At 44.4% G+C, this 25,372-nt stretch carries 22 protein-coding genes; 11 read left to right on the plus strand and 11 right to left on the minus strand.

Annotated features, from left to right (window positions below):
* Positions 1-3 precede the first annotated feature (3 nt).
* Together LIZ08_RS02475 and LIZ08_RS02480 are read right to left on the minus strand one after the other, a co-directional pair.
* Positions 4-768 carry a nucleoside phosphorylase gene (locus LIZ08_RS02475; RefSeq protein WP_009731620.1) on the minus strand — a complete coding sequence of 255 codons (765 nt, stop codon included), beginning with the start codon at positions 766-768 and terminating at the stop codon, positions 4-6.
* On the minus strand, positions 765-1,334 hold the full coding sequence (locus LIZ08_RS02480; protein ID WP_223141625.1) for a sugar O-acetyltransferase: 570 nt from the start codon (positions 1,332-1,334) through the stop codon (positions 765-767). Before LIZ08_RS02480 ends, LIZ08_RS02475 begins: the two co-directional genes overlap by 4 nt.
* A gap of 177 nt (positions 1,335-1,511) precedes the next feature.
* On the opposite strand from LIZ08_RS02480, the gene LIZ08_RS02485 reads away from it, so the two are divergent.
* From LIZ08_RS02485 to LIZ08_RS02500, 4 genes are all read left to right on the plus strand, one after another.
* Positions 1,512-2,255 (plus strand): DeoR/GlpR family DNA-binding transcription regulator, encoded by a 744-nt coding sequence (locus tag LIZ08_RS02485; RefSeq protein WP_227038189.1) that lies wholly within the window; start codon positions 1,512-1,514, stop codon positions 2,253-2,255.
* Positions 2,256-2,267: 12 nt separating this feature from the next.
* Positions 2,268-3,077, plus strand: a complete 810-nt coding sequence (locus tag LIZ08_RS02490) for a Cof-type HAD-IIB family hydrolase (RefSeq protein ID WP_227038190.1) — start codon at positions 2,268-2,270, stop codon at positions 3,075-3,077.
* Positions 3,078-3,348: 271 nt separating this feature from the next.
* Positions 3,349-4,767, plus strand: a complete 1,419-nt coding sequence (locus LIZ08_RS02495; protein WP_227038191.1) for a vWA domain-containing protein — start codon at positions 3,349-3,351, stop codon at positions 4,765-4,767.
* A 149-nt stretch (positions 4,768-4,916) separates the two neighbouring features.
* The gene (locus tag LIZ08_RS02500) at positions 4,917-7,631 is read left to right on the plus strand and encodes a DEAD/DEAH box helicase family protein (protein ID WP_227038192.1); all 2,715 of its coding nucleotides are present in this window, start codon (positions 4,917-4,919) and stop codon (positions 7,629-7,631) included.
* Between the two features lie 53 nt (positions 7,632-7,684).
* Here the strand turns inward: LIZ08_RS02500 and LIZ08_RS02505 are convergent, their stop codons facing one another.
* Both LIZ08_RS02505 and LIZ08_RS02510 read right to left on the minus strand, forming a co-directional pair.
* Positions 7,685-8,722 (minus strand): zinc-binding dehydrogenase, encoded by a 1,038-nt coding sequence (locus LIZ08_RS02505; protein WP_227038193.1) that lies wholly within the window; start codon positions 8,720-8,722, stop codon positions 7,685-7,687.
* A 78-nt stretch (positions 8,723-8,800) separates the two neighbouring features.
* Positions 8,801-9,706, minus strand: coding sequence for a cation diffusion facilitator family transporter (locus tag LIZ08_RS02510; RefSeq protein ID WP_227038194.1), 906 nt, complete (start codon positions 9,704-9,706; stop codon positions 8,801-8,803).
* Positions 9,707-9,839: 133 nt separating this feature from the next.
* Between LIZ08_RS02510 and LIZ08_RS02515 the strand changes: the two genes are divergently transcribed.
* The 3 genes from LIZ08_RS02515 to LIZ08_RS02525 are packed head-to-tail and all read left to right on the plus strand — an operon-like array spanning position 9,840 to position 11,232.
* Positions 9,840-10,379, plus strand: coding sequence for a TetR/AcrR family transcriptional regulator (locus LIZ08_RS02515; protein WP_227038195.1), 540 nt, complete (start codon positions 9,840-9,842; stop codon positions 10,377-10,379).
* A gap of 15 nt (positions 10,380-10,394) precedes the next feature.
* On the plus strand, positions 10,395-10,865 hold the full coding sequence (locus LIZ08_RS02520) for an HXXEE domain-containing protein (RefSeq protein ID WP_227038196.1): 471 nt from the start codon (positions 10,395-10,397) through the stop codon (positions 10,863-10,865).
* Positions 10,866-10,899: 34 nt separating this feature from the next.
* A complete protein-coding gene (locus tag LIZ08_RS02525; protein ID WP_227038197.1) occupies positions 10,900-11,232 on the plus strand; it encodes a glucuronide permease in 333 nt (110 codons plus the stop codon).
* A gap of 47 nt (positions 11,233-11,279) precedes the next feature.
* On the opposite strand, the gene LIZ08_RS02530 is transcribed toward LIZ08_RS02525, so the two are convergent.
* Positions 11,280-12,218: an AEC family transporter gene (locus LIZ08_RS02530; protein WP_227038198.1), complete on the minus strand. Its 939-nt coding sequence runs from the start codon at positions 12,216-12,218 to the stop codon at positions 11,280-11,282.
* Between the two features lie 224 nt (positions 12,219-12,442).
* Between LIZ08_RS02530 and LIZ08_RS02535 the strand changes: the two genes are divergently transcribed.
* Both LIZ08_RS02535 and LIZ08_RS02540 read left to right on the plus strand, forming a co-directional pair.
* Positions 12,443-12,604 (plus strand): hypothetical protein, encoded by a 162-nt coding sequence (locus LIZ08_RS02535; RefSeq protein ID WP_227038199.1) that lies wholly within the window; start codon positions 12,443-12,445, stop codon positions 12,602-12,604.
* Complete coding sequence (locus tag LIZ08_RS02540) at positions 12,594-12,737, plus strand: hypothetical protein (RefSeq protein WP_227038229.1); 144 nt, start codon at positions 12,594-12,596, stop codon at positions 12,735-12,737. Before LIZ08_RS02535 ends, LIZ08_RS02540 begins: the two co-directional genes overlap by 11 nt.
* Before the next feature lie 81 nt (positions 12,738-12,818).
* Here LIZ08_RS02540 and LIZ08_RS02545 read toward each other — a convergent pair whose 3' ends face one another.
* From LIZ08_RS02545 to LIZ08_RS02570, 6 genes are all read right to left on the minus strand, one after another.
* Positions 12,819-13,619, minus strand: coding sequence for an energy-coupling factor ABC transporter ATP-binding protein (locus tag LIZ08_RS02545; protein WP_014713856.1), 801 nt, complete (start codon positions 13,617-13,619; stop codon positions 12,819-12,821).
* Positions 13,606-14,442 (minus strand): ABC transporter ATP-binding protein, encoded by an 837-nt coding sequence (locus tag LIZ08_RS02550; protein ID WP_227038200.1) that lies wholly within the window; start codon positions 14,440-14,442, stop codon positions 13,606-13,608. Before LIZ08_RS02550 ends, LIZ08_RS02545 begins: the two co-directional genes overlap by 14 nt.
* Complete coding sequence (locus LIZ08_RS02555) at positions 14,418-15,209, minus strand: energy-coupling factor transporter transmembrane component T (RefSeq protein WP_175062049.1); 792 nt, start codon at positions 15,207-15,209, stop codon at positions 14,418-14,420. The genes LIZ08_RS02550 and LIZ08_RS02555 overlap by 25 nt, the downstream gene beginning before the upstream one ends.
* Positions 15,209-15,811: a hypothetical protein gene (locus LIZ08_RS02560; RefSeq protein ID WP_003008715.1), complete on the minus strand. Its 603-nt coding sequence runs from the start codon at positions 15,809-15,811 to the stop codon at positions 15,209-15,211. The genes LIZ08_RS02555 and LIZ08_RS02560 overlap by 1 nt, the downstream gene beginning before the upstream one ends.
* Before the next feature lie 333 nt (positions 15,812-16,144).
* The gene (locus LIZ08_RS02565; protein ID WP_227038201.1) at positions 16,145-21,544 is read right to left on the minus strand and encodes a Cna B-type domain-containing protein; all 5,400 of its coding nucleotides are present in this window, start codon (positions 21,542-21,544) and stop codon (positions 16,145-16,147) included.
* 322 nt (positions 21,545-21,866) lie between these two features.
* Positions 21,867-22,901 (minus strand): acyltransferase family protein, encoded by a 1,035-nt coding sequence (locus tag LIZ08_RS02570; RefSeq protein WP_227038202.1) that lies wholly within the window; start codon positions 22,899-22,901, stop codon positions 21,867-21,869.
* Positions 22,902-23,021: 120 nt separating this feature from the next.
* On the opposite strand from LIZ08_RS02570, the gene pabB reads away from it, so the two are divergent.
* Positions 23,022-24,749: an aminodeoxychorismate synthase component I gene (pabB, locus tag LIZ08_RS02575; RefSeq protein ID WP_227038203.1), complete on the plus strand. Its 1,728-nt coding sequence runs from the start codon at positions 23,022-23,024 to the stop codon at positions 24,747-24,749.
* Positions 24,749-25,363, plus strand: coding sequence for an alpha/beta fold hydrolase (locus LIZ08_RS02580; RefSeq protein ID WP_049483767.1), 615 nt, complete (start codon positions 24,749-24,751; stop codon positions 25,361-25,363). Before pabB ends, LIZ08_RS02580 begins: the two co-directional genes overlap by 1 nt.
* The last annotated feature ends 9 nt before the right edge of the window (positions 25,364-25,372 follow it).

Raw genomic sequence — 25,372 nt, forward strand, 5'->3', positions numbered from 1 at the left:
GACCTACAAGTGATGAACCATCTCTAGGCACAATTCTAGGGCCTTCTCAAAAGCTTCAGCACCCCAGTCACGCTGGTCATAATTTTCCAGGTCTGCAAGAGAATCTGCGGTAAATAGGAGCAAGCCCCAAACTACATCACGAAGCTGGGCGACTGCTGCCAGTGAGGCGCACTCCATCTCCACAACACTGCACCCTTCTTGAATGCGATAGGCTACCTTGTCAGGCGTTTCTCGATAAAAGCCGTCCGTCGACCAGGTCATGACTTCTTGATAGGGAATGGACGCTTGTTTTAGAACCCTTTCAATAGCAGTCAGTGCACGACGATCCACTTCCATATAACGAGAAGGCGCCACATAATGGTAACTGGCTCCCTCATCTCGCAAGGCCTTGGTCGGGATCAAAAAGGAATTTTCTTCTATGTCTACCAAGACGCCACAGCTGCCTGCGGAAATGATTTTCTTCACCCCATAGCCAATCAACCAATCCATGAATTGAGCTGCTGGTGCAGATCCAACTGGCGCTTGGGCCAAGCAGAGTTTCTCCCCTTGGTGCTCCAGAACATAGACTGGATAAGCCTTGGTAGCTGAGACAAAGGTAGCCACTTGCTCAGCTCCAACAGCTTTGGCAAAGCGATCAATTTCATCCTCTAAAAAAGCATAAACGCATTTTTCAGGCAGGTGCAGGTCTAACCCCTCATGAGTCGGCATCAGGACTGCCTGTGGGTTGTCGTCAAACTCTAAAATAGGAATTTCATGTTTATGGATCATCCCTTCTCCTTTTTAACGGGTATTTCTTTAATGACACGGGCTGGGTTTCCTCCAAGGACCACATTATCTCCAAAGGACTTGGTCACGACTGCCCCAGCACCAGCGACTACATTATCACCCAGCGTCACACCAGGAAGGATGGTGACACCTCCTCCTGCCCAGAAATTGTCCCCAATAGTAATCGGAGCCCCATACTCCAGACCAGAATTGCGTTCATCTGGATCCAGTGGGTGCAAGGGTGTCAAAAATTGGCAATTAGGACCAATCATGGCATTCTTTCCAATCGTAATGGGACATATATCCAACATAGTCAAATTGTAATTGGCATAGAAATGCTCTCCCAGATGGATGTTGACCCCATAATCCACAAGAACCTGACGATTTAGATAGAGGTTGTCGCCAGTAGAGCCAAACCACTCTTTGATGATGGCCGCCCCTTTTTTAGGGTCTACTTCTTGGTTAAAGGCCTCTTGTTTCTCCCGAGAGGCTTTGGCCAAAGCCCGTAATTCAGGGTCTGCAGGTCTATAATAGTCACCTGCAATCATTTTTTCATATTCACTGGCCATAAGGAAACCTCCACGTTATTTTGACATATTATAGCAGAATTCCCCCTTTAAAACAAACGTCAGAAATAAGGTTTTACAAGAAAAAGATCATAAACACTTAAATACACTTAATAAAACTTGCATCCACTTACAAAATGATGTACAATGAAGGCAAGAACAGCAATAAGGAGCGAATTCATGTACCAGGAACAACGGCTCGAAAAAATCCTAGAACTTTTAGAAGAGCGAAAACAGCTATCCGCTAAAGAAATGGTCGATTATTTCAAGGTCTCAAAAGATACTATCCGCAGAGATTTTGCCCTTCTGAGCCAACGCCAGCTAGTCCGTAGGACCCATGGTGGACTTCTCCCCTTAAACAAAGAACCTGGCCCTTCTTACCTAGACCGCAGTCAGAAAGCCAACAAGGAAAAGACTGCCATGGCTCAAAGGGCCCTGCAATTGATCCAAAATGGACAAGTGATCTTTCTCGACGTTTCCACCTCGATGACCCTGCTTGCTGGCATGCTGAATAAGGAAGTCACGGTCTATTCGCACTCTCTTGACAATGCCATCCAGCTCAGTAGCCATTCCCAGGTTGACGTTCATCTCCTAGGCGGGAAATTCTACCCTAAAAACCGCTTCTACTATGACGCGAATCAAGCACACATACTGGACAATCTTCGCTTTGATCTTGCTTTTTTTGGAGCGAGTAGCTTAGCCAATGGCGAAGTCACCTTTGAGGATGCTGAAGACGTTGCAGTCAAGTCCCTCGTTTTTGAACGGACTCGTACCAAGGTGCTGGTAGCAGAAAGTGCAAAGTTCCACAAACATGCCAACTACTATCTCGCTCGTCTCAAGCAATTTGACTATTGGATTACTGATCAAAAACCAAGCCCTGAAATCCTTAAACAAATCGGCAGTGAAACCACTATTCTCTATTAGGAGGTCCTCATTATGTCTCACATTCGTCTCATCATCAGCGACATCGATGGTACTATCTTAAATGATCACCATCAGATCGATCCACAGTTGGTAGCATTGATCCCAGATTTAAAACGCGAAACCATTCCTTTCGTACTGGCTTCTGCTCGTTCTCCAAAAGGAATGGCTCCCATTGCCAAAGAACTCGGTATAGAAGACTGCCCCATAGCTTGCTACAATGGCGCCTTGATCCAAAAGGGAGAGCAGGTTCTTTTCGAGCACCCTGTGAACAAGACGGAGGCCCGGAACTTTATCGACTGGGTCAACCAACACTTTCCTCAGGTTTCGATCAACCTCTATAGTGGAAAAGACTGGATGACCGACCGACTTGACCAATGGAGTCAAGAGGAAGCCCGGATTACAGGGGAAAAACCTCTCATTCTTCCCCTATTGGATCCTTTGCTGGATGCGACTAAGCCCCTCCACAAATTGCTCTTAATTGGAGAGCCAGAAGAGATCCAAGCTCTCTATCGCACTATTTCTGCCGACGACTTCCCTTCTACCGCCTTTTATCTCTCCAAAGCCAACTACCTAGAAGTCACGGCTAAGCAGGTCTCCAAAGAGGATGCTCTGGTTGAGCTAGCCAACCACTACCACTTGTGCTTAGAAGAAGTCCTCACCATGGGAGACAACTTCAACGACCTCCCTATGCTCAAAAAAGCAGGCATCGGGGTCGCTATGGGCAACGCTCCACAAGAAGTGAAAGACGGAGCGACTGTCGTGACAAAGACCAACAATGAAAATGGTGCTGGGCATGCGGTTGAAACCTATGTCCTGATTTAGAGACATAAATAAAGTGACTAGCTAGTATTTTTTACGGCAAAAAAATAGAGTAGAAATACTGATAGAATAGGGTTTCTTGCCAATTGCTAGGAATCCTATTTTTTATTATATATTTTGTATATTAAACCTATTTTATGCATATTTTTCTTGTTTGGTTATTTATCAATAATTAGGAATATAAAAGTCAGTGAAACCCTTGATTATTATACCGTTGACAAGTTTTTCAAAAACCTGTATGATAGAAAAAAGTTTATTAAAAAGGGGACGTATTTTGAAAAAATATACTATTTCACGTAAACAAACTTTAACTTTAGCTTCCGTTGTTTTAGGAACGATCTTCACAGGAACGACTATTGCTTCTGCTGATGAGGTTGCACCTAGCACAACCCAAGCCGCTCCTGCAACTTATACAGAAACAAAATCACCTATCACTGCTGCAACAGAAGAAATCAATGCCAAAGCCAATACACCAGTTGTTCCTGCTGATAAAGCAAAAACCGGCGATGTCATCGCTGTGGACGTCAAGAAAACTGGCCCATCTGCTAAAACAGACGGCGCAGACACAACCACTACTTCAACAGCAACCATCAAAACGACTAGCTTATCCGATCAAGACACACCTGTTGGCACTTCAAAACCAGTGTCATCTACCAAGACAGCTACATCAACCAAAGAAACAGCTGACTACACTGAGACAACAACTGAAACAGTTAATAAAACAACTCTAGTCGAAGTGACAAAAGAAGCAGATGTGGTCAATAAAAAAGAAGTCCAAGGAACATCAGACATCGTCTTTGTCATTGATAAATCGTTCTCAATGGACGACCATATTAATAATACGATGAAAAATGTTGAGACCTTCGTTCGCAATCTTTCTGCTAAAAATATTCAAGCCCGTTTAGGATTGGTTGAATATGAACGATCAGACCGTACAAAATACCATGATTTTAATGGATCAAAATTCACAACAGATCCAGAAAGTTTCATTTCTGCTCTGAAAACCATCAAAACTAAAGGCTACTATGAAAATGCTACTGTTCCATTGCATCATATCGCTACTTCAGGAGACTACAACTGGGGGACTGGGGCAAACAACCATCGCTTTGCTTTCTTGATTACAGATGAGGACATTGATCTTACAAAGGATACACCAACAAAAGAAGCGACACTGAAAGCCCTTCAAGATGCTGGTATCTCTTTGACAGTGGTTGGTGAAACACGTGAAAAAAAAGACTTTGATCCATTGGTCAATGGAACAAATGGTCTCTACTTAGATATCGACAAAAACTTTGCTAACTTGTTGAACGTTCAATTTGCCAATAAAGTCGTTGAAACTGTCCAAAAAGGTCGTGTCTTCAAGGTACAAACAGACAAGTATGAGTTGATCTCAAAAACTCACCGCGTGGCGAAAGCAAAACCACAAACGCCTAGCATCCAAACACCTGCAACACCGACTCCTACTCCTCAGAAACCGGCTGTTGTCACTCCTGCGAAACCGACCGTTTTCACACCGGCTAAAGATGAGCCTGTCAAAACAGCAGTTTATATCGCACCAGCTGCTCTTCCTCAAAAAGAAGCAAGCCTTCCAAATACAGGAAGCAAGACCTCAATTGCTTTGACGACTCTAGGTCTTGGTCTTCTTAGCATGGGTGCTGCCTTTGGCCTCTCTCGTAAAACAAAGAAAGACTAACATGAAAAGCCTAATCCGTTGATTGGGCTTTTTATCACTCAAAATTTCCCCTTTGCTATTTTCATTAGAAAGCGGAAATCTTCAACTTCTACCAAGAGATTCTTGTCCTCCGCTATGATATAATGGGGACAGTACAAGGGAGGAAACCAATGTTACAAGAACTAGCCTTTACAGGCCAATGGAGACACTATCAAAAACGCGTTCTCGATAAGAGTGACGCTTTTATGGCGGATGGCCACCTGCATTTGGTAGCAGCTCCTGGCTCTGGAAAAACAACCCTGGGAATCGAATTTATCAGACGCTTCGGCCAGCCAACCCTGATCTTGGCTCCAACGGTCACCATTCGTCAACAATGGGTCGACCGGATTATCCAGGCATTCTTGAGTGATGAAAGCCAAGCGGAGCAACTGATTTCTCAGGACCTCAAACATCCTAAGCTGATTACAGTGGCTACCTATCAGGCTCTACACAGCGCCATGAACCAAGTCGTCGGTCAATCACAAGCTGAGGATACCGATGACCAGGCAGAGATTGAAACATTTGATTTCAAAGGCTTTGATATCTTTACTACTTTCAAAGCCATCTCACTCGGAACCCTTTGTTTGGATGAGTGTCACCACTTGCGCAATGAATGGTGGAAGAGTTTGGAAGCTTTTCGTCAAGCCTTCCCTGACTTAAAGATGATCTCCCTCACCGCCACCCCTCCCTATGAAGGGGATCCTGCCCTTTGGGATCGCTATATCCGCATGTGTGGTGAGATCGATGAGGAAATTACGGTTCCCGAATTGGTCAAGGAAGACACCCTTTGTCCCCACCAAGACTATGTTTACTTCGCCTTTCCAACCAAGGAAGAGCAAGAGCAGTTGGATGCTTTTAGCCAACAAAAGAATGCTCTCTTGCAACAACTGACTTCCGATCCTCTCTTTTGCCAACACCTCCAAACCTGCCAGGCCTTATCGGGTCAGATCAGCGATGATGAATTGCTCAATGAGCCCAAGTATCTCTCTGCTACCCTGATCTTTCTTCGAAGCAAGGGAATTGACTTTCCCAAACGTTTCCAGGACCTTTTAGGAGCCAAGAAACTACCTGCTTTCACCCTGGACTGGCTTGAAATTCTCCTGCAAGGTCTGCTCTTTCAGGTGCCTCACTGGTACAATCTACCTGAGGAATACGAGAAGCAACTGCTTCATGAATTAAAAGCAGCCAGCTTGATCGATCGAAAACAAGTCAAACTGGTCCGCAACAAAAAACAAGACCTCCTGCTGAACCAATCCCTCGGAAAACTTAATGCCGTCCGAGAAATTTTCAAGGCGGAATACCAGGCTCTTGGAAGCCAACTGCGCCAACTGGTTTTAACAGACTATATTCGCCAAGAGTTTGAAGTTCATCTTGGGGATAAGGATGCCCAATTCACTCAGTTGGGAGTGCTCTCTTATTTCGAATCCATTCGCAGGGAAAGCATAGAGCTAACAACTCCTCCTGCCATCGCTGTCTTGACCGGCAGCATCGTCATCATCCCGACGGTCTCTAAGCCAAGATTAGAAGAACTTCTAGGAGAGAATCGATTGACTTACCAAAGTGTCGGCCAATTATCTCCAGATGACTTTCTCAAGGTTCGCTTGGTTGGTTCTCAACATGATTTGGTGACAGCTGTGACCCAGCTCTTTCAAGAAGGGCTCATCCAAGTCGTCATTGGAACCAAGTCCCTTCTAGGAGAAGGCTGGGATGCTCCTTGCGTCAACTCTCTGATCCTAGCGAGCTTTGTCGGCAGTTTCATGCTCAGCAACCAAATGCGAGGTCGTGCCATCCGAGTGTGGCCCGAAGACCCAGACAAGACCAGTAACATCTGGCACCTGGTCTCCATCAATCTTTCCCTAAAGAAATGGTATGAAAAGTCCGATCTTGAAAAGGAAGAGATCGAAGCCCTCACTGATCAGCTGAAAGAATATAGTCCTGATCTGGAGCTCTTAGAAAGACGGATGAAGCAATTTTTAGGTCTCCATTACAAGGAGCCCTTCATCGAATCCGGTATCGAACGTCTAGCCTTTGACAATATCCGCTATACCAAAAAACAGTTGCAAAAACTCAATGAAGAAACCTTAGAGCGCTCCACCCATCGTCAAGAACTCCGAGACGGCTGGCAAACAGCCCTGCCGATTCTGGAGAATATGGAGATTGCAAATGAGGTCCAAGTGGATAAACACTTCCTGCCCCTGGCCCTATTTTTTGACGCCAGGAAGCTAGCTCGTTGGCTGACGGCCGCCGCTTTGACCAATGCTTTCGCCAACCTTTTTTACTATTCACATAGAGGAGGAGGGAATAAAGCGTCTCTAATTCTTCTATTCATCTTAGCTGTTCTCGCTCTCCTTGCTTGGCTGCGCTACTATCTCTATAAGAGCCCTTATAAACGGTTAGAAGTCTTCGGCCAGGCTATTCACCAAGCCCTGCTCCTCTTTGGGCATATTCAGACTCAAGAGACCCGTATCCAAGTCGTACGAGACAGAAAGGATGCCATCAACACGCTGATCTATTTGAAGGGCGGAACCATGCGGGAGAAGGAACTCTTCTCGCAAACCATGATCGAGTTTTTCGCTCCAATTGAAAATCAGCGCTATATCTTGAAAGCACAGGAAAAGGAGTCCGATCAGACAGAATATTTCGCCGTGCCAAGCCTCTTTGACAAACGTAAAGAAGATGCCCAAGCCTTTGTGGAACAAATCCGAAAGAGTCTGGGCAAGTATGACCTCATCTATACCCGAAGTGCCGAAGGCCGGGCGATCCTTTTAGATGCTCGCATCAATGCCTTAGCTAACAAACAAGAGCGCACCTTCACCAAGAAACAAGCGATGTCGGATTTGAAATAAGAAACTATTTCACTACAAAAAATCTAGTAGATGATTTCTACTAGATTTTTTCGTTACTCTAAAACAATCATAGCCTTAATAGTCTTGCGTTCATCCATAGCCTTATAAGCTTGGTCGATATCTTCCAGTTTATAGCTTGAAGTAAAGACACGACCCGGATTGATATCACCGTCAAGAACTGCTTTTAACAAAACTTGTTTGTCATAAGTAGTAACTGAGGCTGCTCCACCTGCCACTGAGATATTTTGGGCGAAGGTCGAACCAAGGGCACGGTTATTGTAATGAGGCACGCCGACAAATCCCATGCGCCCTCCATTATGAAGAACCCCAAGGGCTTGATCGACAGCTGCCGCTGTACCGACGCATTCAAGGGCGGCATCTGCTCCGCCACCAAGGATTTCACGGACCTTAGCAATGCCTTCTTCACCACGTTCAGCTACGACTGCTGTCGCGCCTGACTCCAAGGCCATTTGTTGACGGTCTTCGTGGCGACTCATAAGGACAATTTGCGATGCTCCACGCATTTTGGCTGCGATAACCGCACATTGACCAACGGCACCGTCCCCGATGACCACTACTTTGTCACCAGGCTTCACGTCTGCTACACGCGCCGCATGGTAGCCCGTCGGCATGACATCTGCCAGCGTCAAGAAAGATTTGAGCATGGCTTCTGTATAATCTGATGGTTGCCCTGGAATTTTGACAAGGGCCCAGTTGGCGTATTCGAAGCGCATGTACTCCGCTTGCACCCCATCAGACCAGTTGGTGCCGATATGACGGTCACACGTCCCATCGTAGCCAGCACGACAGGCATCACACTCCCCACAACCATGGGTGAAAGGTGCGATGACAAAGTCTCCTGGTTTGACCGTTGTAATAGCTTCTCCGATTTCTTCGACAATCCCAATGGCTTCGTGGCCACTATTTTGATGCCCTGCGTCAATATCTGGATTACGGTAGCTCCAGAGATCGGATCCACAGACACATGTGCGGACGATGCGGAGAATAACATCATCCGGCGCTTCGATTTGCGGACGTTCAACTTCTACTAGACCCACTTGCCCAGCTTTTGTATAAACTGTTTTCTTCATAGGAACAACCTACTTTCTATTGCTTCCTTATCTACAGTATACACTTTTTCTTAGGCTTCTGCTCGTACCAACTCGTCATTAATGATGGTGATGATCATGCCCATGACCTTGATCCACTTCCAGTTCTTCGATATTTCGCTTGTGGGCGCGGTGGGTCGCCAAGTCTTCATCCACTTCGATGGTAACATTTTGAAATCCACTCTCTTTGAGCAAGGTGCGGATAGACTCTTTACAGACCTCCATATGCTTGACATGCTCCAGACAAACATGGACAATGGCGTTTTTTTCCAAACCATCCATGGTCCAAAGATTGAGCTGATTGATACTAGCGACATGGTCCAACCGCTCCAAATCACTCTTGACTTGCTGGATATCTACTCCTTCTGGCACGGCATCCAAGAAAATCTTGAGCGTGCTCCAAAAACGTGGAATGGCTTTTGACAGAATAAAGATGGAAATGGCAAGAGATAAGAGCGGATCCAGAATATACCAGTCGGTAAATCGTAGAACAATGGCCATTAGGATAACAGCCACCCAACCCAAGGTATCTTCCAGAAAATGCAGGCTGAGAATGGATTCGTTCTTGGTTTGTCCTTTGCGAATGACGAGACTCGCTAGCACATTGATGCTGACGGCTATGATTCCTAGCCAAAGGATGCCCTCATCATTGACCGGTTGTGGATGAAAGAGTTTCGTTATATTTTCTAAAATAACCAGAACGGACCCTGTCATGAGAATCACTGCCGTTACCATGGCCCCTAAAAGGCTAAAGCGCTTGTAGCCCAAGGTATAGTGGCTGTCTTCTTCACGGTTAGAAATGCTCTCCAAAAAGGCGGAGATCCCAATAGCGATCGCATCCCCCAAGTCATGAACGGAATCCGCAAGGACTGCACTGGAACCAAAAATCCCTCCCGCAATAAACTCGACAATGGCATAACTCAAATTCAAGAAAAAAGCGATCCAGACCGCATGTTTTGTCTTCATAATCCTCAATCCTCTGATATAATAGATTCATGAACATCTTGTTCATTATCTATTATCCAATACTATCAACAGAAAGGATAGGGGCAAACTGTTTAGGTTGTACGTTACCGAACAGTTTGTTCGAAGTGTCCATATGACAGCACAGGATCGTCGCATCACCAAAACTCGAAAAGCTATCTATCAAGCTTTCTTACACTTACTCAACCAAAAAGACTACGAGGCCATCACGGTTCAGGAAATCATTGATCTTGCTGATGTGGGGCGTTCGACCTTTTACAGCCATTACGAGAGCAAGGAATTATTGCTAGATGAACTCTGTCAAAAACTCTTTCACCATCTCTTTGAGCGTGCTGAACACCTCTCACCACAAGACTATCTGGCTCATATCTTTCAGCATTTCAAGAAAAATCAAGATCATGTGACCAGTCTCTTGCTCTCTAAAAACGATTATTTTATACGGCAACTGCGAAAAGAACTAGAACACGATGTCTACCCAATGGTAGCCGACGAACTCATCAAGGCCCATCCAACTCTCCCTCACTCTTACCTCAAACACCTGGTCGTCAGCCATTTCATCGAAACCCTCAGCTGGTGGTTGAAAAAAGGCAAGTCCTACACGGAACAAGAAGTGATCCAGTTTTATTTGGAGATTTTAAAAGTGGGCTCGAACTAGAAGGGAGTATTTTCAATGACCAGCGTGCAATTTTACTTTCTATTTCCATCACTCTTCATGCTTCACGAACTGGAAGAAATCGTTTGGATGCCATCCTTTGTCAAAAAAATATCAATCCAGTATCCAAACAATCGAATCCTATCTTATTACACTCCTTTTGCTTTCAATGCCATTGTCTTGGAGCAATTTCTGATCCTAATGACGTCGCTATATCTTAGTTACCAGTTTAACAACTATAGCATTTACGCAAGCATCATAATCGCTTATATCTACCATGTCTTAGGACATCTGATTCAGACAGTCGTTATTCGAAAATATGTGCCTGGATTGTTGACGGGCATTTTAACGAGTTTGTTTGCTCTTTGCAATCTCAAAAATGAATTTCCAATTAAACTTTATAGTTACTCTCTTTTTACCTTATTGGTTATTATTTTAAATCTTGTAGTATCATTTATGATTCTTCATAAAATCAGTCATAAAAAATAGTACTCAGGCAATCATATCTTAGAAAGGAAACCCTATGTTCTTCCCCATTCTTCTCGGCTTTTTTACAGCCTTCTTTGCCCTTGCTTTTGTTCTTCTTCACTTATTGGCTTCTCTTTCTGAAGTTAAAAAAGGGAATCACACTCTAGGAAATACATTTCTCCTCATCGGAAGTAGCCTTGCGACCTTATCACTCATCCTCTACTTCTTTTTACCGATTGTCGCTCTAGTCCTTTGGCTGATCGGCTGTGGTTTGATTTGCTACGGAGCCTATTGGAATGGGAAACACAAAGGAAACTTCCATCCAGCTCACCACCTGATTCGGATGGGCATCACTCTGGTCCTTACCATCTTGTTAGCCATGTTATAAGAAAAGCTCAAGTTTTAAAAAACTTGAGCTTTTGTATTTGCTATTTGTTAAGCCATCAACAGCATGAGAATAGGGATCACCACCATGGTTGCAAGGGTCGTTTCTGTCACCATGACGGCTGCATAGTCACTATCAGCTCCATAGAGTCTGGCAACAACTGGCGCATTGGTCATCACAGGCATAGCGGACTGGATGATAAAGACCTGCTTCATCAAACTTGGAAGAGGCACCCAGTAGACGATGGAGGCCATCAAGAGAGGGGCAACCAGAAAGCGACCTAGTAGAATCAATAGTTGCTCTTTTCCCAGAACCAACTGCTTCACACCTACATGAGACACTGACAAACCGATGAATATCATGGATAAGGGGGTTGTTAAATTGCCCAGGTACTGTAAATCACTGGCTAGAAAAGCTGGCAACTTGATCTGTAGCATCACCAAGACTAGTCCCAAGAGAAAGCCCATGAGGGGCGGAGAAAAGACTTTTTTCAGACTCGTTTTAAGATCAAACTGAGCTTCTCCCTCACCATCTCGCTGGATGAGATAAGTTCCCAAAGTCCAGAAAAAGGTTGTATTGCACATGTAATAGATCAAAACATAGGGAATGCTGGCATCTCCAAAGAGGGCTTGGTTAATGGGGAGCCCCACAAAAATCGTATTGGAGTTAAAAAACATGGAAATAAAGAGGCCACGACGGTCCTGTCTTACTGCAAAGATCCTGGCTACTCCTGTCGCGATGCCAAGCAAAACAACCATAGACAGGGCAGGAAACCGCAAGGCTGGCAACATTTTAAGCAGATCTGCTGCTGTGAAGCGTTGCGTGATGGTGTAGAGCATATAGCAGGGAAGAGCGACTTGAGTAACTAGCTTTGCAATCAAGCCACGTGACTTGTCATCAAACCAACCTTTTTCACCGATGACAAAGCCCACTAAAATCATGCCCAGGATGACCAGGATGCCTGATATACTCCTCAAAAAGATGTCCATGTTCTCCCCTTTTCTTTTTTAAATTTGAACTAGAAAATCACATTTTTTACAAGGCTCAAAAACTACTCTAGTATATCATAAAAAGAGGTGGGGCAATATGCCCAACCTCATGTATTTTATTAATTGCCACTAATATCCCTTCTTAGCTGCCTTGCTCCATTGGTACCAACCAACGAGACTGTTGATAAGGTAAATCAAGAAAAACCAATAAAATGGTGGGGACTATGGCGAAAATAGGTGATTCAGTTAAAAAGAAAGTTCCAGAATTGCGATTTAAAGGATTCACGGATGAATGGGAACAGCGTAAGTTGGGAGACGAAGTTCGAATAGTGATGGGACAGTCTCCTAATTCAGAAAATTATACTGATGATCCTAATGGGCGCTAAAAATGCGAAGACCTATTTTGTATTAGTCAAACAAAAGATCCAAAAGAAATGGTATATGATTATGACCATGAAACAAAGTAAAACCAAACCGAGTGATCTGAGGAAGCACCCGATGATCATGAAACGTTATTAAACACAAAAGTCACCCATGTGAGTTCTTGCCAGAAGCTGAAGTTAATCCTTCAACCTGGAAAACCCGCAGAGGTGACTTTTTCTATACATCTCGATTTTTCTGGCAATAATCATTAACCGATAAATATGTCTGTGAATCACCCAGCGACTCCGCTATGTCCATAATCCGCGGTGGTAGTAATCCCACTCGCTGGACAAGTTCGTGATCGCTGAACAATTCCCGTGGACTGCCGGCGAAGCCAAACTTCCCGTGTTCCATAACATACACCGACTCAAACTCGGCGGCGACCCAATCCATGTCATGGGTGATGGTCACAACTTGGTGGCCCGAATCAGCCAACTGATGGAAAATTGCGGTCAACTTGCGCCGGCTTTCCCAATCAAGCGACATCATCGGCTCATCAAATAAATAAATCGCCGGATCCACTGCCAAAACTGTGGCAACACTCAACAGCTTGCGTTCCGACAATGACAGGTCATATGGACTTTCAGCTGTTTTATCATCCAAGCCAACTCTTTTTAGAGCCGCTAAAGCCCGCCTCGTAATCGTGTCGTGGTCATCCATGACCTGCGCGACACTCCACTCCACCTCACGTTGAACGGTCGGGTTGAAAAGCTGATCGTCAGGATTCTGAAAAGTAATCCCAACCTTCAGTAACTTTTCGACTGGTTTAAGATCATTAAAATTTTCTCCATCGATCTTAATCACACCGGTTTGTGGTGTCAGCAAGCCCGTCAACAATTTGAAGAGCGTTGATTTGCCGGCACCATTTTGGCCGACAATCGCCACCATCGGATCGGCGAAGTGTTTGTCTTCAACATCCAAGCTAAAGGACCGTTCCGGATAAGTGAACGTCAGGTGGTTCAGTTCAATTGTGGACATAACGAACCTCCTTCAGATCAGCGTCATTCACCGGATACCGGCCATCAGCCAAGTGCCAATCCATTTTTTGAGCAAGTTGCTGGATTGTCGGGGCTGGAATCTGCCAGTCAGCCGCCAAATGATTAAACACCTCACCCGGCCTGCCCTGGGCTACCATTTGACCCTCGTGCAGCACCCACACAACGTCGGCGACTTCGCACAAATCGTCAATTTCACTGGTGACAATGAAGACAGTCGTCTCTTTGACTTGGGCCAGCCATTGGAAAAATTGTCGGCGGCCAAGGGGATCCATCTGACTGGTCGGATCATCCATAATCAAAACAGCCGGGTTAGCCACAATCGCCGTGGCAATTGCCAACCGCTTGATCTGACCACCGGAAAGGCTCTCGGGACGCAAATTCAGCTGTTCAATCAGCCCCATTTGCGTGGCAACTTCTTCAACCCGTTTTTGAATCAGTCCTTCAGCCATTCCCTGATTAATCAAGTCAAAGGCGATTTCATCGGCAACCGTGTCTGCCAACCCGCTTAGTTGGCCAGCTGGATTTTGCAGTACAACTCCATTCATGGCATTATAAACGGGCCAATTGTCGGACACTCGCTGGCCAAACATGTGCCAGTCGCCCTCAATCTCAGCAGACACCATTTTGGGAATGACCCCTGCCAGCACATGGCACAAAGTCGATTTGCCGGAGTGGCTATTCCCGATAATCCCAACCACCTGGCCGGTATGAACCTCCGCGTTAATCTGACGCAGTTGTGGTTGCTCAGTACCCGGATAACGGGTGGTCAAATTTTCAATTACAATCCGTTTATCTTCGTCCATATCTTCCACCCAATCAATAAAATTGCCAATCCAGTCAGACCAATGTGCAGCGTCCGCGACAGGCGATACACGCGCTGGGAGGTTCTGACAGTCCGGTTGAGATTATCAAAACCTCTCAGTTGGAGAGAAATCGACCGCGCCATCGATTGATCCAAGGTCTTAATCACCAATGGAATTAGAACCGGCAGGACTGACTTTAATTTCTGAATCAACGTTTTTTGCGGATTGGTTCCGCGAACTTTTTGTGCCTGCTGGATTTTCCGCATATTGCGCATCATTTCCGGCAAAATATAACACACCGACATCAGAACGTAGACGGTTTTATAAGACAATCCGGACAGTTCCAAATAGGCCGCGTTTTCTGAAATACTCGTGGTCACCATAAAAAAGCCACTGGTCAAAATAATCACCAATACTCGACAACCCAGAGTAGTGGCGTAAATCAGGCCTTCTTTGTAGAACGACACCCCAAGCACAGAAAACAGCACAGTTTGATTCCGACTGTAAAATAACCCTTGGATGATCAGCATGGTGCAAATCAGAAACAAGCTGAATCCCAGCGCCTTAAAGATGGTAGAACTCAATTTGGAAAATAACAATAGCAGTGTTGCGACAAGAATTAATCCGGCCTGAAGCAATAAATTCATACTGGCAAAGCTCAACAACGTCATGTCCAAGATGAACAAGAGCTTAGTAATCGGATCGATCACCTGGTACCACTTGAGCTTGACCCGTGGCGCTCCAGAAATCAATGTTTGATCAGTCATCATTTATCACCGCTAAAGAAGTGCACCATCCGCTTCGGCAGCTGACGATAGATGAAGAATGCCAGGTAGGCCACGCAGACTTTATCCAAAATATCCAAGACAAACTCATCGATAAATGAGGCCAGCCACACTGGTGCATGATTGGCGACCATTACCGCAAACAATGAGTCACCCCAAGCGATACCGGTCTGACCACCCCAAAAGATGACGTTGAGTGGCGTTGAAATGACAGCTGAAACGATGGCAATAATAATAGCAGAAACAAATACTCGTCGCGCTGACGAGAACCACCCATTGGCGTGCAAAACTCCGACAGCAATCCCAATTCCGATGCTGGTAATCGCATACACGGTTGAAATTGGCGATAAGGTCAGCCCATAGATCACGTTGTTGATGAAACCACTGATGGCACCGGCAACCGGCCCAGCCAACATGCTGGCAAGAAAGGTTCCCAAAGACCCCAGCCAAACGGGCAACTTTAACCCCTCCGCCAAGGCTTTGGCAACATAGTTAATCCCCACGGCAGCGGGAATCAAAGTCATGGTGGCAGCACTTAACTTAAATTTCCACATACTGGTACGATGAATCGGTTCTGTTTTCATAATCTTCTCCTTTTGTTTTTAAAGAGCCGTGTCTGTTTAGACTTTCGGACGCAACGCTCTATAGATTTTTATAGTTGAACCGCTTCACCTTTCACAGATCCCTTAGTCGACATCAGGGTTTCTCTTGAAAAGGATTGTTCAACAGTTCACAACTAATCATACGCCTATTTTCATAGAAGTCAAGAATTTTCTGAATTTTTTTTGAAAACGTTCGGGAATTGAAAAATAGAGCAAGCGCCCATGAGAATGATCGCTAGACAATTATAATAGGCCACTATAAAAAAACAAACACCATTTCTGGTGTTTGTTTCATTTTATAAAGGAAGCACTAGCTTATTTTTTCTTTTTCTTCAAAATATAAGCTGCAATGCTTGCCAAGACAAAGGCTAAAACTAAGCTAATAATAGAGATGGTCGTACCTGTATTTGGTAAGAATCCTAAGATTTTGCCTGGTTTCTTCGGCTCTGGTTGGCTTGGTTTTTTAGGTTCAGGTTGACCCGGTTTCTTTGGTTCAGATGAACTTGGAGGAGTTGGTTGTTTTGGAGTTTCTTTTGGAACATGCTTGTTAGTAATCACAACATTTCCTTTACCATCCTCGTCGTTACGAGCTTCATAGCCCTTTGGAACACTGACTTCTCTCACTGTATAAGTGATGGTGTTTCCATTTGCTTTTTCATCTAAATCTGCAAAGGTATGGGTCCACTTGTTTTCAGCTGACAATTCTACTTCTTGACCGACTTTTTGATCATTGGCATAGAGTTGAACGCGAATACTCTTCGGACGAATTCCATCCTTGTCATTCTCATCATCCCACTTCTTAGTGACCGTGACGCTTGTCTTACCAGGTGCATGGGTATTGGTAATGGTATAAGCAGCCTGATCAATTGTAGTCGTATATTCAGCTACCTTCTCTTCTTGAAGAGTATAGACGATTTCTTTTCCATCCTTGAATTTTGGTAGACCTGTGAAGCTTTCTTTCCAATCTGTCGCATTCGTGAGTTCTTTTTGAGCAACTTTTTCACCATTGGCAAGAAGATTCACCACGATACTTGCTGGACGAAGACCATCTTGATTGTCTTGGTCATTCCAAATCTTGGTCACTGGAATATCGATCACCGCTGGCGTATGGGTATTGGTCAAGATCGTGTGAGCAGCGTCAGAAGTATCAGCAGATACTTGGTAGCCTTCAGGAACAGCGACTTCTTCCACACGGTAGCTGATAGCTTGACCAGCTTTCTTTTCAGCTAATTTGCTAAAGGTATGAGTCCATTGATTGTCCGCTGACAACTCAACTGGATCTCCTACTTTTTCATCCCCAGCATAGAGTTGAACCTTAATGGATTTTGGACGAAGACCATCTTGGTTGTTGGCATCTTCCCATTTCTTCGTTACTTTCATCTCTGTCAAAGCTGGTTCATGCGTATTGGTCAAGACGATATTAGCCTTGTCCTTATCATTTACCGTCACCTTGTAACCATCTGGAACAGCGACTTCTTTCACCGTGTAAGTGATGGCTTTTCCAGCTGCCTTGGCATCAAGGTTTTCAAATGCACCTTTCCAGTCATTCGCGGCTGAAAGTTCTACCACTTGATCCGTTGCAAGGCCATCTTTGTATAATTGAACTTGAATGCTGGCTGGACGGAGACCATCTTGGTCGTCTCCATCTTCCCACTTCTTGCTCACTTCTACTTTGGTCTTTTCTGGTTCGTGCGTGTTGGTCACGACTACTTGACCTGGGTTGCTTGCTTCGACGGCTTGTGTATAGCCTTCTGGAACATCGATTTCTTTGACTGTATAGTTGATAACTTGGCCAGCTTTCTTCTCGTCTAGGTTTGAGAAGGTATGGGTCCATTTGTTATCTGCTGACAATTCAACAGCCTTACCAACCTTTTGATCACCAGCATACAATTGAACCTTGATTGTTTTTGGACGAAGGCCATCTTGGTTATTGGCATCCTTCCAGTTTTTCGTAACAGTAAGGCTTGTCTTACCTGGTTTGTAAGTATTGGTAATCGTAGTTCCATCAATCTTAGTAGTGTAATTGTCCACTTTGTCTTCTGTCACTGTGTAGACAACTTTTTGACCATCTTTATAAACGGGTAGGTCTGTGAAGGTATGAGTCCATTCATCTCCTTCACCAGTCAGATCAAGAGCTTGCACCTCTGTTCCATTTGCCAAGAGGTGAACTTTGATGGTAGATGGGCGAAGACCATCTTGGTTTTGTGCATCATCCCAGACTTTCTTGACGGTAACCGTCGTTGTCTCAGGAGTGCGCTTGTTGGTGATGGTGGCTTTTCCATCTGTGAAGCTGGCTTCTTCTGTATCGACCGTATAATGAGTCGGAACTTTCACTTCTTTAACAGTGTAGGTGATGAGCTTGCCATCACTGTCTTTATCTGGAAGGTTCGTAAAGTGAGCTTTCCAGTCTGTTGCTGCTGAAACCGTGACTGGTTTTCCTTGAGCTTTGCCATTCTTGTAAAGTTGGAATTCCACACTTGCTGGTCGAAGCCCTTCTTGGTTGTCTTGGTCATCCCAAACTTTTGAAGCTTCAAGATCGAGATACTTGATATCTGCTTCATTAGCGATCTCAACTGGGACTGCTTTTGAGCCAACCGCTTTTCCATCCACCGTGACGTGGTAGATTTGTTTGTCCGCATCATAGGTGACAACCACAGCATGTTCTGTTTCATCCAACTTGTAGTTTGCAGGTGCTTTGGTTTCTTTGAGCGTATAGGTTCCTTCTGTTAAGGTGTTAAAGGAGAGTTCTCCATTTTTATCAGAAGTGGCCGTCGCAACAACCGCACCATTTGCATCAGTTAAGGTAAATTCAGCACCTTCAAGGACTTTCTTAGGATCATCCTTGTCTACCTTCTTGACTTGGAAAGCAGCCGAGAAGATTTGTGCAGTTACGGTATTAGACTCACGATTTCCTTCATGACCTTTCGCCTTGTAACCAAACTGGTTATGAGCTTGAACAAGACCGGAACGACCGCCGTTGTCTTCATTATCTTTGGTGCGTTTTTGCATCAAGGCCTTGACTTCATCGGTCAATTCACTTGGATTTACAACTGGGACACCAAAGCTGGCTTCTCCACGCGCAGGAATCGTGGTTCCTGCATTTGCAACTAACTTGATTCCTGTTACTTGACTGTAATCAGCCACAGCTGTCGTCCAGATATCCTTGTCAGCAGCTTGCGCCATGGTATCTGTCGTAACGCCTGTATCAGTTGTATAGTAGACCGTCCATCCTTCTGGAGCTGTCACTGGTCCACGAAGGCTGACCGTGTATTCTGTCATCCGACCAGATCCGTCTAGTGTGTTAACGTCTTTTACTTTTGGTAGGACATCATAGACGACTCCGTCTTCTACTGCCTTATCCGTATTATTTTTAATGGTGAGTTTGTAGTTAAAGGTTTCACCAGGTTTAAAGGTACGCGTCACAATCGAAGCGTCTGACAGGTCATCATTTTTAGCGATATATTTGCGTGCATAGATTCCTTCAGCAGCCACAATTGTATAGTTTGATTGGGCATATGGAATCTTATCTGTTGTTAAATCATTTCCGTTCAGATCATACACATCTTCCGTGACCCGATCAGGGTTGGCATTTTCAAGATCGTGGATGCCGTTTCCAGCGACATAAACCTTATTGGTGAAGGTCCCACCATCGTCTTTCCCTTTCAGATCGGCCACGATAAATGGTAGACGCACGCGATTAAGATCTTGAAGAGAAGCTTTAATAAACTCTTTTTGATCCAAATGCATGATGAGAGCTGTCCGTCCAGAGTTGTGATAGTTTTCAATGACATCGTAACTCTTTAAGAATTTCATACCTTTTTCATTAGAGGCAAGGTTTCTCTCAAAATCTTTATAGTCGACTTTAAGGGTATTCGGATCATACAGATCAATGATTCGCAGGTCTCCATAATCCTTATCAGGATCCAAGACCACTTTGGTTGCCATCAAACCAAAACGAATATTTTCTCCATCAGTATAACGAACATCATTGTAATCCGTCGTTTTTGAAATCTCAAAGCTTTCCTTCAAAGGAATCAGCTTAAAGGCCCAATCTGATGTTTGGTCTTTAGCAATATTTGATTGTGTTTGATAAGTGACACGACCTGTATTCTTGAATTCATTCTTGGTCGCATCATTTTCATCGTAACGAGTCTTTTCTGGATCTTTGAAGCTTGTATAGGTATTGAGGCGAATTCCTTGACCAGATTTTAGGACAAAATCATCCTTCATTTCCATCCGCCAACCGACAACGGTTCCATACTTGGTTAAGTCGATAAAACCATTGCCGTCTTTATCGGTTTCTGGCTGAACTTCTTTTTGACTACCATCTTCTAAAGTAAGGATGATGCGTTTCACATATTTGCTAATATACTCACCAATACCGTAATTTCCTTGCATAAGACGAGCGTAATCAATCTTGGTGAATTTTAACCGAGAGTCCACTGTCTCATCATAGAAAACAAAATTCTTTTGTGTCGAAGGAGTTTTATTATCAAAAGCGATGATCCATTTATAGTTTGCTGCCTTGTATTCAGTTGAATCATAGACATCACCATCTGCTTTTTTGGCAAAACTTCCAGCCCCTTCCAGATCACGAGAGGTCAAGCGGAAAATAAGAGAATCTTCAGCTGTAATATCCGGTTCTCCCTCTCCACGGTTAGCAGGAATTCCCACAATACTTCCTGAGTTTGTCAAATCCTTACTGAGAACATCCTTCAGCGTTTGATCCTTCTCTAATACCAAATCCGGGAATTTCAAGTAGAGGTAACTTGTATTCTTGATTTTTGCCATGAATTCTTGGTGATAAGCTGCTGGATTACCGTTTGCATCTGCTGTAAACGTCTTAGAAACGGTGCCATCTCCATTATCTACCCAACCTTCAGACTTAGCTGTATCTAAAACAGCTGTCCGGGTATTGCCATTTTTATCTGTATAGGTTGGCAACTTATCGGTAAGCGTTACTGATTCTAATTGACGATATTGCCCCCCATACTGTCCTTGCATTCCCTCCAATTGAAATGCAAATGGGACAGATGATGGCGTTTCAATATAATTTTTCCCGTCAGCCCCTTTGACCACTCCAGGCATGGCTTCCGCATAGTCCTTGGACATGGCTTCATTCAAGTTTTGGTTGATATACTTGGTCAAACGGTAGTCATTGTACTTGGGTTTCCAAATGATATCATTGAGCTTCGTTTCTTGCCCATTGATATTCAATGTTCCTGTAATATCCAATGAATAATTTGTTGGTGCATAACCAAGCTTAAATTTTCCAATAAAAGGCAGAGTTAAGACTTCTGACTTTTGATAGTTGTTAAATCGGAGAGTAACTTGGTAATCATCACCAACTTTTGTATCCGTCGGTTTATCGTGTGCTGAGGCACTATTGAAGTCAGGAATACTAACTTCTCGTAGGTACTTCCCAGGAATATTTAAGGTGACCGTTACCTCATTAATATCCGTTGTCAAATTCTTAGGGGTGATCTGGATATAACCAGACATGGTATCCCCTGTATAATAGGACATTCCACCTGGATGATCTTGTTTATCCCCATACATAAGGGTAACATCCAAGGCCCCATTATCCCCGACTGCTAGCTCATTGGCAAAAGCCGTGATAGCCCCTTGACCAAGCTGACCTAGCATCATGAAAATTGTTAAAATGGCAAAACCTTTTTTCAAAAAGTCTTTCCATAATGAACGAAGCTTTTTCATGTCTTATCTCCTTTACTTTTGTTAGCCTTCCAAAAGGCCCGCCCTTTAATTTTATCACTTATTTTTTAAAATATCCTTTGCTATTCAAATTAAATCATCACTATTCAATAATATAGACATTATTTACAATGATGTCTATATTATAAATCACTATCTGGTACTGATTTCCCCTTTCTTCTATCCAAGGGCAAGAAAATAAAACATTTATAAACAAGGAGGAGCAGTCTGCCAATTCTTATTCTTCCTTGATTTTCTTCATACAAAAAAACTCAAACACATCTGCTTGAGTTTTGTACACCCTACTATTGGTTGGTTATTTTATCTAACTCTTCACCATTTGAAGGAACCCTTTGTTTTTCCTTCTATCTCGCACCCATAGCATGGCCACTCCAAAGAGATGACTGCCAAACAAGGCAGTCACAAAAATCAGCTTGCCCCTGTCTGGATAAGAAGGAGGGAGAGTCCTAAAGCCATAGCGAGCCCACTCGATAAAGATCGGATGCGAAAAGTAAAGAGCTATACTCATTTGCTTTAAATACTGTAAATCATAGCTTTTCAAAAAGGACGATCGCAGGCAGGCATTGACCAAATAAACGGTCACAAAAGGAAGAAGAAAGAAAAAGTTCTTATCAATTCCTTCGTGTTGAAAAATGATGATGCCTTCGAGGCAGAGCAAACCAAAGGCAAGTGCTAGCTTTTGCCAACGGTGAACCCTAAAGGTTTGATCATAAAAATGATCATACAGATAGTAACCCATATAGATAAAAACAGGCGTGTAAAAGAGACCATTTCGCGCTGTGAAAAATAAGTTGCTGTAGAGCTGGTAGCCTTTGAGAAGACTTGTGGTGTCCAGATAAGCCGAATAGGTCTCGATCAAGCCCCAGCAATAAAGGATCAAGGTGATCACACCCGTCCAAACCATACCTAAGCGTTTGACCAATTGATTGACCAAAAACAGGCCCAGCAAAAAGGCAGGGATATACCAGAGTTGGTAACACATTCCCAGATAGAGCAGAGCAATCAGAACGCCTGCTGGAAAGAGATAGACAGGGAGATGGAGACTAGAAAAAAAGACCCAGGCATAGGGAAGATAGACACAACTCCAAAATAAATAGGTTTTTACGATTTTGACCAGGTAGGCCTTCATTTTCCTTGCATCTCTTAGTGATGGCTTTAGGAAAAAGCTGGCACAGACGATAAAAAATGGCACCGCTAGCCGTCCAAGGATACTCTTAAGGCCAAAATGCACTGGCTCATAGGAAGTTAAGCGACCACTATGCACCAAAATCACTGCAATCGCAAAGAGGTATTGAAAAAGACTAATACTGGAAGTGTTATAGAGGGAATTCTTTTTCATGGTCCTACTCCTTCGCCAAATGCAGATTCTATGGTTATTTTAGCATGAAAGAGAGGACCAAGCAAGGAATCCTTGCCTCCTTATCTACCTTTTTTCCTCTATTTTTGATATACTCAAAGCATGCATAAACAAACAATTATTGATTTTAAAGAGCTTGGATTGCGACAGCTTTTCACCAAGCCGCTAAAGGAATTAAAAACAAGAGACCTTGACCAAGTAGAGACTCTTCTGAGAGAGGTGGAAGCCTATCAGGAAGCTGGTTTTTATGCCGTAGGCTATGTCAGCTATGAAGCCGCTCCTGCTTTTGAGAAAAAATTAGCCGTCCACCCAGCACCTCTCATGGGAGAGTATCTCCTCTATTTCACCATCCACGAAAAAGTAGAAACCCTTCCTTTCCCAGAGGACTACGAGGCAGTGGATCTTCCAGCCAATTGGCAGGAAGAGGTAGAGGCGCCTGCTTATCAAAAAGCCATCGAGACCATCCAGCACCACATCCGCCAAGGGGATACCTATCAGGTAAACTACACCGTCCAGCTTTCTCAAGAGCTAAAAGCTGACCCTTTGGCCATCTACAATCGCTTGGTGGTAGAACAGAGGGCCCATTACAATGCCTTCATCCAGCACGATGATGTCTCCATCCTCTCCATCAGTCCTGAGCTCTTTTTTGAGCAAGACGACCGGCTACTGACCACGCGCCCGATGAAGGGAACGACGCGCCGTGGTCTCACTAACCAAGAGGATCTTCAAGAGGCTGCTTGGTTAGAAGCCGATCCGAAAAATCGAGCAGAAAACATGATGATCGTCGACCTCCTTCGCAATGACATGAATCGAATTTCGGAGATCGGAAGCGAGCAGGTGACCCGTCTTTGCCAAGTCGAGCAATACTCCACTGTTTGGCAGATGACCTCGACCATTGAAAGTCGCTTGCGAGCTGAGGTCGACCTGGTCCAAACCTTCCGAGCTCTCTTTCCTTGTGGCTCGATTACAGGAGCACCGAAGATCTCCACTATGGAAATCATCCAAAAGACGGAGAAGTCTCCTCGAGGTGTCTACTGTGGAACGATCGGCATCCTTCTTCCAAAAGGGAAACGGATTTTTAATGTAGCCATCCGGACCCTTCAAATGCAGGGGGATCAAGCCATCTATGGCGTGGGAGGAGGCATCACTTGGGACAGTAAATGGGAAAGTGAATACCAGGAAACCAAGCAAAAATCAGCTGTCCTTTACCGGCAAGAGCCTCACTTTGAGCTCCTGACGACCGGCCGCATCCACCAAGGAGAGTTGACTTTCTTAGACAAACATGTAACACGCTTGAGAGAAGCTAGTCGCTACTTTGCCTATCCTTATGATGAACCCAAACTCCTGAAAGAACTTCAAGAAGAGCTTGCTCATTTGGAATCCAACCTTGACTATCGTTGTCGGGTCGCCTTGCAAAAAAACGGGACCTTTCACCTAGTAATCACGGAGCTGACAGACTTGCCCGCTAGCTATCTACAGGCCCAACTGACCGAGCAAAAGCTTGATTTAGCGACGCCATTTACTTATTTCAAAACGAGTCAGAGAGACCATCTCAGCCAGTCAGATCACGAGCAAATTTTCCATCTGCCAGATGGAACCTTACTAGAGACGACGATTGGCAATCTGGTGTTGGAGATAGAGGGACAACTCTATACCCCACCGGCTCACCTCCCCTTACTCGACGGGATTTACCGCCGCCATCTTCTTGAGACCCAGCAGGTTGAAGAAAAACTCTTAACTCTGAACGATTTAACAGACGCTGATCGTATTTATGCCTGCAATGCTCTTCGTGGTCTCTACGAACTCGATTTTCAAAGAAAGGATTCCTGATGAAACTAATTTTTTTACATGGACTAGGGCAAGATGTCCTCTCTTGGCAAGGAGTCCAATTTGCACTTTCACCCTTGCACTCCAAAACTTTTGATATTTTCTCCCATCCAAAAGAAAGCTATCAGGAAGTTAAAGAAAGGTTGATGGAGCGCCTCCAGCAAGAAAGCGAACCCTTTATTCTGGTAGGACTCTCACTAGGTGGCGTGCTCGCTCTTGATCTCTCCAGACAAGACTTCCCGCAACTCAAGGGCTTGGTCCTTGCAGGAACTCAATACAAACTCAACACCAACCCCCTCTATCGGCTCCAGATCCTTCTCTTTCGTCTACTTCCCAAGCATGTCTTTGAAAAACAAGATGCCAATAAACAACAGATGCTTCAAATTTTGACCGAATTAAAAGGGCTCAATTTAACCGATACCGTTAAAGCTTGCTCTCTCCCTAGCTTGGTTATTTGTGGCAGCAAAGATTGGGCCAATCAATCTTCTTCTAAAAAATTGGCCAAGCTCCTGCCAAAAGGCCGCTATCAAGAAATCGCAGACGGAGGCCATCTACTCAATACAGAGAAACCCTATGAACTCGCGCAAGCCATCAAGGAGTTTGTTGCTGAATTTTAAAATGAAGAG

It is taken from the genome of Streptococcus sp. 210928-DFI.4.42, assembly GCF_020554365.1.
Lineage (GTDB): Bacteria > Bacillota > Bacilli > Lactobacillales > Streptococcaceae > Streptococcus > Streptococcus parasanguinis_S.